Consider the following 9378-nt stretch of genomic DNA (forward strand, 5'->3'; position numbering starts at 1 on the left):
AACACATGGAAGAATTAGACCAATGGATAAGAAGAAGATTAAGAATGTGTGAATGGAAACTATGGAAAAAGGTCAGAACAAGGATAAGGAATCTGATAAAATTAGGAATGAGGCCTTATTTTGCAAAAATATATGCCAATACCCGAAAAGGATACTGGCATATAGCAAACAGTCACATCCTATCAACAACTCTAACTAACGAATATTTTAATCAATTAGGTTATAAAAGCCTAATCTCACAGTATTCTAAAATGCATGTAAACTAACGAACCGCCGTATACCAGACCGGTACGTACGGTGGTGTGAGAGGACGCTGAATAAAATAATTATTCAGCTCCTACTCGATTTATAATTTATAATGATTTTTGGAGGGATTATAATGGAGAAACTAACCTTAGATGATATAAAGGAATATCTTGAAACTAAATATATTGGGAGAAATATTATTTATCTTGATAAAGCCACATCAACTAATGACATAGCAAAAGAAATGGCAGAAAAAGGAGTGCCAGATGGCTTAATAGTAATAGCTGAGGAGCAGACAAAAGGCAGAGGAAGAATGGGAAGAAAGTGGATTACAGGAAAAGGTGAAGCCCTTGCAGTCTCCATACTCTTAAGGCCTGATATAGAACCTAACCTATGCCCGTCAATTACGTCCCTTATAGCGTTATCTTCGGTTAAAGCTATAAGAAAAGTCACAGGTTTTGATATTATGATAAAATGGCCTAATGATTTAGTTTTAAATAACAGAAAGCTTGGTGGTATATTAACAGAGATGACTATGGAGGGTATGAAGGTTAAATACATAATCATAGGATTGGGACTTAATATTAATCAAGAAGATTTCGATGAAGACATAAAAAATATAGCGGTATCTTTAAAAAGCTTTTCAGGAGAAAATTTTAATAGAAGGATAATACTAAGTGAAATATTAAACTTTTTTGAAAGGGATTATGAATATTTTAAAAGATTTGGATTAAGCTATTTTGTTGAAGATATAAAGAAATACTCTATAATATTTGGAAAAGAAATATCAGTTATAGATGGATATAAAAGTGTAGATGGCACGGTAGTAGATATAGATAAAGAAGGGGGGCTCATTCTAAAAACCTCAGATGGAAATTTGAAGAGAATTATAAGTGGAGATGTTATTATGGAGGGGCTTTACAACATATATAGCAACAAAATATAAGAAAATTTAGAGTTTTTTATTTGATGTTGAAAGTTTTGGGTAAAGTGCTAAAATAAAATTATCGCCTGCATATTAAGCGGGACGTAGTAAAAAATATTAATTTAATAGTCCGGCATCCAAAGGGAGCTGGAACGGAGGTGTTATTGTGGAAAATTTAAATCTTAATCAAAACAAAACTTTTACTGTAAGGAAGATGACAAGATTAGCAATGCTCTGCGCAATTGCTATTTTTATGAGCCTTACGCCTTTTGGCTATATAAGGCTTACGCCGTCTCTTAAAGTTACTTTTATGCACATACCTGTTATTATTGCGGCTATGACCGATGGAATGACAGGAGGAATTATAGTTGGGCTTATATTTGGACTAACAAGTCTTATAAACAATTTAACTACAATATTTGCACCTGTATTTATAAATCCTATGATATCAGTTTTTCCAAGAATTATGATTGGTGTATTTTCTGCAATGGTTTATAGTAAAACGAAAAATGCTCCCTTAACTGCTGTAGTTGGAACGGCTACAAATACAACACTTGTTCTTTCTATGATTTATTTATTTGCAGCAAAAACCTTTGCAAATATAAGCAAGATTGCCGAAGGCTCGCTTTTGAAAATACTAATAGGTGTAGCGCTTACAAATGGTACTCTTGAAATTATTGCTGCAGTTATAATAGTAACAGCAATATCAAAAGCTTTAGAAAAAATAAAAAGGCAGGCTTGACCTGCCTTATCATTATATATTAAGGAGTTGAATTTATGCTTTTAGTATTCGATGTTGGAAATACTAATATAGTGCTTGGATTATATGAAGGGAAAAAACGTCTCTCTGATTGGAGAATGTCAACTACTCCTCCAAGAACGGCTGATGAATATGGAATGGTTGCAATAAATCTATTTGAAAAGGCTAATATAAATTATAAGGATGTAAAAGCGGTTGTTGTATCATCAGTTGTACCTAATATTATGTATTCTCTTGAACACATGATAAAAAAATATTTTAAGGTTGAGCCTCTTGTTGTAGGGCCGGGGGTTAAAACGGGTATAAATATAAAATATGATAATCCAAAGGAAGTAGGAGCTGATAGGATTGTCAATGCTGTTGCAGGTCATGAAATATATAAAAAACCTCTAATAATTATAGATTTTGGAACAGCAACAACTTTTTGCGCAGTTGGAATAAGGGGTGATTATTACGGAGGATGTATTGCACCAGGAATAAAAATATCCAGCGATGCACTCTTTGAAAGAGCTGCTAAACTTCCAAGGGTAGAGCTTATAAAGCCTCCTTCAGTAATATGTAAAAATACGGTTCAGAGCATGCAGGCTGGGATAGTATATGGCTATGTTGGACTTGTTGATTTAATAGTAAATAAAATGAAAATAGAAATGAGAAATCTTGGAGAGCAGGAGCCTTTAGTAGTTGCAACGGGAGGTCTTGCAAAGCTTATTGCAAGTGAGAGCAGTACAATACAGGAGATTAATCCATATCTTACTCTTGAAGGACTTAGAATAATATATGAAAAAAATCAATAGGTGGTTTTATGAAGATAGGAAGTTTTACCCCTAACAACAACGTATTTTTAGCGCCTATGGCTGGAGTTACCGATAAAGCCTTTAGAATAATTTGTAAGGAGTCAGGCTGCGGGCTTGTTTATACAGAGATGATAAGCTCAAAGGGGCTTGTATATAACAGTATAAAAACAAAGGATATGATAGATATAGATGATAGAGAAGCCCCTGCAGTTGTTCAGATTTTTGGCTCTGATGCTGAAATTATGGCTAATACAGCAAAGACGATAAGTGAGAATGCTGATGTAGCTTTTATAGATATAAATATGGGCTGCCCTGCACCTAAGATTGTTAAGAATAACGAAGGTTCCGCACTTATGAAGGATATTTTTCTTGCAGAAAAGATTATAAAAAGAGTTGCTGAAGAATCGCATAAACCTGTAACGGTTAAATTCAGAAAGGGCTGGGATGAAAGCCTTATAAATGCTGTTGAATTTGCAAAAATGGCTGAGAGCTCCGGGGCAGCTGCTGTAACGGTTCACGGGAGAACGAGGGCTCAAATGTACGAGGGAAAGGCTGATTGGGATATTATAAGAAAAGTTAAGGAAGCAGTTAAAATCCCTGTTATAGGAAATGGAGATGTTACATCTCCTGAAAGTGCAAAAAAGCTTTTTGATGAAACAGGGTGTGACGCTATTATGATTGGAAGAGGAGCCCTTGGAAACCCTTGGATTTTTAAAAGAGTAGTTCATTATTTAAATACTGGAGAGATAATAAAAGAGCCAAGTTTTGAAGAAAAAATAGATATGGCGCTTACTCATCTTTCAATGGCTGCTGAATTTAAAGGAAGAAGGGGTATTGTTGAGATGAGAAAGCATATTGCCTGGTATTTAAAGGGATTAAAGAATTCAACATCTATTAAGGATATTATAAATAAATTGGATGATAAAGAAGAAATTGAAAAGGTGCTTATTGATTATAAGGATGAAATTTGTAACCCGTAATACTGCGGCCTTAGCAGTATTACGGGTTTTTTGCTATATTTATTGAAATGTTGTAACCCGCAATACTGCACAGCCAATCCTGCCGCTCATTTAGAAGCTCTAAATTGGTTTTAGCAGTATTAGGGATTCAATTTTTAATATATTCGTATTGAAAAAATAGAAGAAAAGGTATAATATGTAATTGAGCACACGATGTGCACGGGAGGAATAATATGGATTACGTAAGAGTTGGAGAAAAAGTAATAAGCATAGAGAAAATACATAATAAAATCAATGATATACTTGAACTTAGATGTAAAGGATATTCACAACAGGAAGTAGCTAAAATACTCGATATCGATAGAACCTTTATATCAAGACTTGAAAGCATGGGAGAAGTACGAAAGGGTGGAGATATTGCTGTTGTAGGGTTCCCTATAAAAAATAAAGAAGAACTTGAGGAAAAATTAAAGAAGGCAGGGGTAGACTTTGTGCTGCTTATGAGTGAAGATGAAAGAATGGATTTTGTAAAAAGACAAAGCGGTCAGGATTTGTTTAACGGAATTATTGAATTGATATCTGAAGTTAGAAAATATAAGCATTGTATAATAATAGGCTCAAATAAGAGGATAAAGGTAATGGCAGATCTTCTCGATGGACATGTATATACAATAGATATAGGACAGTCCCCTATAAAGGAAGATGTTTATGTTTGCCCTGAAAAAATACTTGAAATCGTAAATATGATTAATGGTTAGGAGGAGGTAGAATGAAAAGGATTGTATCAGTAAGCCTTGGCTCTTCAAAGAGAAATCATAGGGCAGAGGCGGAGATTTTTGGTGAGAAGGTTATTATTGAAAGAATCGGAACGGATGGGGATTATGACAAGGTAATTGAAACTATTAAAGAATTAGATGGAAAAGTCGATGCCTTTGGAATGGGAGGAATTGATCTTTATCTTAGATGGGCAGATAAAGTTTACACTATTAAAGATGCAGTTCCCATAAAAGAAGCAGCAAATATATCTCCTATAGTTGATGGTTCGGGGCTTAAAAATACTCTCGAGAGGAGAGCAATAAGATATATAAATAAAAATATAATGCCCCTGAAGGATAAAAAAGTTTTAATGACGAGTGCAACGGACAGATGTGGTATGGCAGAAGCGTTTTACCGCGTTGGTGCTGATGTAACCTATGGAGATGTTATATTTGCACTTAATATTCCTTTCCCTGTAAAATCCTATAGAGTGTTCAGCATGCTTGCCGAAATAATCCTTCCTATTGCGGTTAGAATGCCCTTTGAGAAGCTTTATCCAACGGGGAAGGAGCAGGATACAGTAACTACAAAATATGAAAAATATTATAATGATGCCGAGATAATAGCAGGGGATTATCTTTTTATTAAAAAATATATGCCTGAAAATATGAGCGATAAGATTATTGTTACTAATACCGTAACTTCGAGTGATGTTGAGGATTTAAGAAAAAGAGGAGTAAAGATGCTGATTACTACAACTCCTGAATTTAATGGAAGATCCTTTGGAACAAATGTTATGGAAGCGCTGATAATATCGCTTTTAGATAAAAGGGTAGAAGATGTGACTGTTGAGGATTATGAAAAAATGCTTGACAAGTTAAATTTTGTTCCAAGAATTGAATACCTTAATAAAGATATTGAATTACATAAAAAGGCTGAAGGGTATAAATAATCGTATGAAAAATAATTCTCGATAATATATTTATTATATAGCATGTCAATCGGATGGTTAAAAAATGAATTCTTTTGCAGTTATTGAAAGAGCTAAAAATGATGAAATCATTGAAAAGTATCCCTCCTTTAGCCGTATTGGTTTTGTAAATAAATTGATTCAGCCCTATAAGAGTGAAGAAATGCTTTTTAACAACATTTTAGGAGTAAATATAAAGATACCGGAAGGGTTTGAAAAGCTAAAGATTAAAAGGGCATACAATACTGCTGTAAGAAAATACAATAGAGTTTTTTCAAGGGAGTATGATATAGATTTTAATAAATTTTTCTATCATTCCTGTTTAATCAGGGCTTTAGATTTTTATACTATAAGCCTTGGATGTGACATTAGGCTGAATGAAGTAGTTATAGCAGATGCGGCAACACCTGAAGGGAAAGATGCATTTTTTCTTCTTTTGCCAATTGCAAGGAGAATCGTTCTTTTAACTGAAAAAAAGAAAGAGCTTCTTTTTAATGTTGAGTATGCTATATCAAAATATGGAACATCGGCTGCAATAATTGAAGATCCTGTTAAGGCAGCAGAGAGAGCTGATATAATAATTTTATCGTCAAAGAATGATAATTACAGGTACATCGCAGAATTGAAAAGGCCAATGCTTATCTTGGAATATATTGTACCTCCTAAACATTCCTATTGGTTTAATGATGTTGATATAGCATTTGACGACAAAAAAATGGATATAATTTTTGCACAGGGCTATGTAGAATTAAAACAAAAGAAAATTATATGGAGCAGTGCGGAAGATGATGGATTTAAAATAAAAAATATTAAACGATATGATGATATATTGATTGAAAGATAAAATTAAAATTCGTTTATAGATACAAAATTATTGACATGTTAAAGGGACTGATTTATAATAACATCTAATGAAGATAATAACAAGCACTATAAAGAGAACTTTATGGTGCTTGTTATTAATTATGTAGCTTTAATAAATAAATAGTGTTAACTTTTATTTATTAGCATATAATATTTTATAACTAATTATTTGCCCTGAAGCATAGCTTACAGGGTAAAACTTGTAAAAGGGGAGAAATAAAATGGGTGAAACCAGCAAGCAGGTTATATTGACCTATGAAGGAGTAAAAAAAATAGAGCAGGAACTTGAATACCTTAAAACTGTAAAAAGAAAGGAAGTAACTCAAAAAATTAAAACTGCTCTTTCGTTTGGAGATTTAAGTGAAAACTCTGAATATGATGAAGCAAAAAATGAGCAGGCTTTTGTTGAAGGAAGAATTGCTACTCTTGAGAATATGTTAAAAAATGCAAAGGTCTTAGATGAGGATGACATAAAAACGGATATTGTTTCTATAGGAACAACTGTTAAAGTTAAAGATCTTGAATTTCAGGATGATCTTGAGTTTACAATAGTAGGCTCGGCAGAAGCAGATCCAGCATCGATGAAGATATCAAATGAAGCTCCAATAGGTAAAGGACTTCTTGGCAAGAAAGTAGGAGATAAAGTTGTAATTCAGGTACCAGATGGAGTTACAACCTTTGAAATATTAGAAATTAAAAAGAGCAAGTAAAGAAACTATTTGGAGGTTTTTATTATGGCAAATGATGAATTAAATCAAGTAGAGTTTGAGAAACTTGAGGAAGAATATAACGAGCTTATTCGCCAAAGAATACAAAAACTTGATGAACTTAAGAAAAATAATCAGGACCCCTTTGAAATCGTTAAATATGACAGAACCCATACTTCAAAGGAAGTTAAAGAGAATTTTAATGAGCTTGAAGGCAAGACAGTAAGAGTTGCTGGAAGATTGATGTCTAAAAGAGTTCATGGAAAAGCAGGTTTTTCCGATATACATGATAGATATGGAAAGCTTCAGCTTTATGTAAAAATAGATGATGTTGGAGAAGAAAAATTAAAATTTTTCAAAACTCTTGATATTGGAGATATCATAGGTGTTGAAGGATTTGTTTTTAAAACTAAAACCGACGAGATTTCTATACATGTAAAGGATTTTACACTGCTTACTAAATCCTTAAGACCTCTTCCAGAAAAATGGCATGGACTTAAGGACCCGGATTTAAGATACAGACAAAGATATGTTGATTTGATAGTTAATCCAGAAGTAAAAGATACTTTTATGAAAAGAACCAAGATTATAAAGGCTGTAAGAAAGTTTCTTGATGATAGAGATTTTATAGAGGTTGAGACGCCTATATTATCAACAATTGCAAGCGGTGCAGCAGCAAGACCATTTATAACTCATAGCAATGCTCTCGACATAGATCTTTACCTTAGAATTGCAACGGAACTTTACTTGAAAAGACTTATAGTTGGCGGCTTTGAAAGAGTTTATGAAATGGGTAAGGATTTTAGAAATGAAGGTATAGATATAAGGCATAATCCTGAATTTACAATAATTGAGTTATATCAGGCTTATGCGGATTATAACGATATGATGGAACTTACTGAAAACCTTGTCGCTTATTGTGCAAAAGAAGTTTTAGGTACAACCAAAGTTACATATCAGGGAACTGAGATAGATTTTACCCCGCCATGGAATAGAATTACTATGATAGATGCAGTAAAGAAATATGCTGGGGTAGATTTTAATGAAATAAAAACAGATGAAGAGGCAAGGGAAGTTGCAAAGAAGCTTAATGTTTTAGATGAGCTTAAAAAGAAGCTCTCAGATTGCACAAAGGGAGATATATTGAACGCTGCTTTTGAAGCTTATGCAGAGGAACATTTAATTCAGCCTACCTTTGTAATAGACTATCCTGTGGAAATATCTCCTTTAACTAAGAAAAAGAAGGATGATCCAACGCTCACCGAAAGATTTGAAGCCTTTGTTTATGCAAGAGAAATAGCCAACGCATATTCAGAGCTTAATGATCCTATAGATCAGAAAAACAGATTTATACAGCAGCTAAAAGAAAGAGAACTTGGTGACGATGAAGCATATATGATGGATGATGATTTTGTAAATGCACTTGAAATAGGTATGCCTCCAACAGGCGGGCTTGGAATTGGAATAGATAGATTGATAATGTTCCTTACTGATTCATATTCTATAAGGGATGTTATATTATTCCCTACAATGAAGCCTACAAAATAATTAGATTATTTAGGGCGTACTATGTACGCCCTAAAAATTATAAAAAAGGGTTGCTTTTTTTTATATATATGATATAATATCAAATGTGGTCATTCCATGGTAGCTCAATGGTGGAGCATCCGGCTGTTAACCGGAGGGTTGGAGGTTCGAGTCCTCTCCATGGAGCCATTTTATTTTTTGCTAAGGGGTAGTCCCTAAGCTTACACTTTATATCTTAATAAACCAAAATTTACAAATATAATTTTAAATTATATAGGTTGAAGAATATAAAGTTTTGTTATATAATAATAAAGTGCCTGCTTTGAGGCATTCGTTTTTTAAAGCATAGTAATGGTTTATAACAGACATTTTGACCGTGATAAATTTGCTTTAAAAAATATAAAAAACTTGTTGACAGAATGTGAATGACATGATAATATAATAAATGTCGCTACGATATGAAGTGGCGATGATGGTCCTTGAAAATTGAACAGTGGATAAGCGAACGTACCATAAAAGATGCAAAATGAGCATCAAAAATGAGTTTCAGGATTTTATCTTGAGAGTTTGATCCTGGCTCAGGACGAACGCTGGCGGCGTGCTTAACACATGCAAGTCGAGCGGAGGGGATAAGAGCTTGCTTTTTGAACCTTAGCGGCGGACGGGTGAGTAACACGTGGGTAACCTGCCTCATGGAGGGGGATAACACTAAGAAATTGGTGCTAATACCGCATAAAACCGCAGGGTCACATGACCTAACGGTCAAAGATTTATCGCCATGAGATGGGCCCGCGGCCCATTAGCTAGTTGGTGAGGTAACGGCTCACCAAGGCGACGATGGGTAGCCGACCTGAGAGGGTGATCGGCCAC

9 protein-coding genes, 1 tRNA gene, 1 rRNA gene and 1 pseudogene are annotated in these 9378 nt (G+C 34.0%); all 12 read left to right on the forward strand.

The features are described from left to right. A pseudogene (locus B5D15_RS15640) lies at window positions 1-266 on the forward strand (group II intron reverse transcriptase/maturase); the annotation flags it as partial. Window positions 267-379: 113 nt separating this feature from the next. Continuing rightward, complete coding sequence (locus B5D15_RS14635) at window positions 380-1192, forward strand: biotin--[acetyl-CoA-carboxylase] ligase (RefSeq protein ID WP_179122336.1); 813 nt, start codon at window positions 380-382, stop codon at window positions 1190-1192. 145 nt (window positions 1193-1337) lie between these two features. Beyond that, window positions 1338-1913 (forward strand): ECF transporter S component, encoded by a 576-nt coding sequence (locus B5D15_RS14640; RefSeq protein WP_078697848.1) that lies wholly within the window; start codon window positions 1338-1340, stop codon window positions 1911-1913. 35 nt (window positions 1914-1948) lie between these two features. Continuing rightward, complete coding sequence (locus tag B5D15_RS14645) at window positions 1949-2725, forward strand: type III pantothenate kinase (protein ID WP_078697849.1); 777 nt, start codon at window positions 1949-1951, stop codon at window positions 2723-2725. Window positions 2726-2733: 8 nt separating this feature from the next. Continuing rightward, complete coding sequence (gene dusB / locus B5D15_RS14650; RefSeq protein WP_078697850.1) at window positions 2734-3705, forward strand: tRNA dihydrouridine synthase DusB; 972 nt, start codon at window positions 2734-2736, stop codon at window positions 3703-3705. Window positions 3706-3917: 212 nt separating this feature from the next. Further along, entirely contained in the window at window positions 3918-4442 is a 525-nt protein-coding gene (locus B5D15_RS14655) for a helix-turn-helix domain-containing protein (protein WP_078697851.1), read from the forward strand. 11 nt (window positions 4443-4453) lie between these two features. Beyond that, window positions 4454-5392, forward strand: a complete 939-nt coding sequence (locus B5D15_RS14660) for a quinate 5-dehydrogenase (RefSeq protein WP_078697852.1) — start codon at window positions 4454-4456, stop codon at window positions 5390-5392. A 64-nt stretch (window positions 5393-5456) separates the two neighbouring features. Continuing rightward, window positions 5457-6254 (forward strand): hypothetical protein, encoded by a 798-nt coding sequence (locus tag B5D15_RS14665; RefSeq protein ID WP_078697853.1) that lies wholly within the window; start codon window positions 5457-5459, stop codon window positions 6252-6254. Between the two features lie 241 nt (window positions 6255-6495). Next, window positions 6496-6984 carry a transcription elongation factor GreA gene (gene greA / locus B5D15_RS14670; protein WP_078697854.1) on the forward strand — a complete coding sequence of 163 codons (489 nt, stop codon included), beginning with the start codon at window positions 6496-6498 and terminating at the stop codon, window positions 6982-6984. A 24-nt stretch (window positions 6985-7008) separates the two neighbouring features. Continuing rightward, window positions 7009-8529, forward strand: a complete 1521-nt coding sequence (gene lysS, locus B5D15_RS14675; RefSeq protein ID WP_078697855.1) for a lysine--tRNA ligase — start codon at window positions 7009-7011, stop codon at window positions 8527-8529. Between the two features lie 93 nt (window positions 8530-8622). Beyond that, window positions 8623-8697 (forward strand) — tRNA-Asn (locus B5D15_RS14680). A gap of 366 nt (window positions 8698-9063) precedes the next feature. Continuing rightward, window positions 9064-9378 (forward strand): 16S ribosomal RNA (locus B5D15_RS14685); the annotation flags it as partial.

The sequence above is a fragment of the Caloramator quimbayensis genome (genome assembly GCF_900167605.1).
Classification (GTDB): domain Bacteria; phylum Bacillota; class Clostridia; order Clostridiales; family Caloramatoraceae; genus Caloramator_B; species Caloramator_B quimbayensis.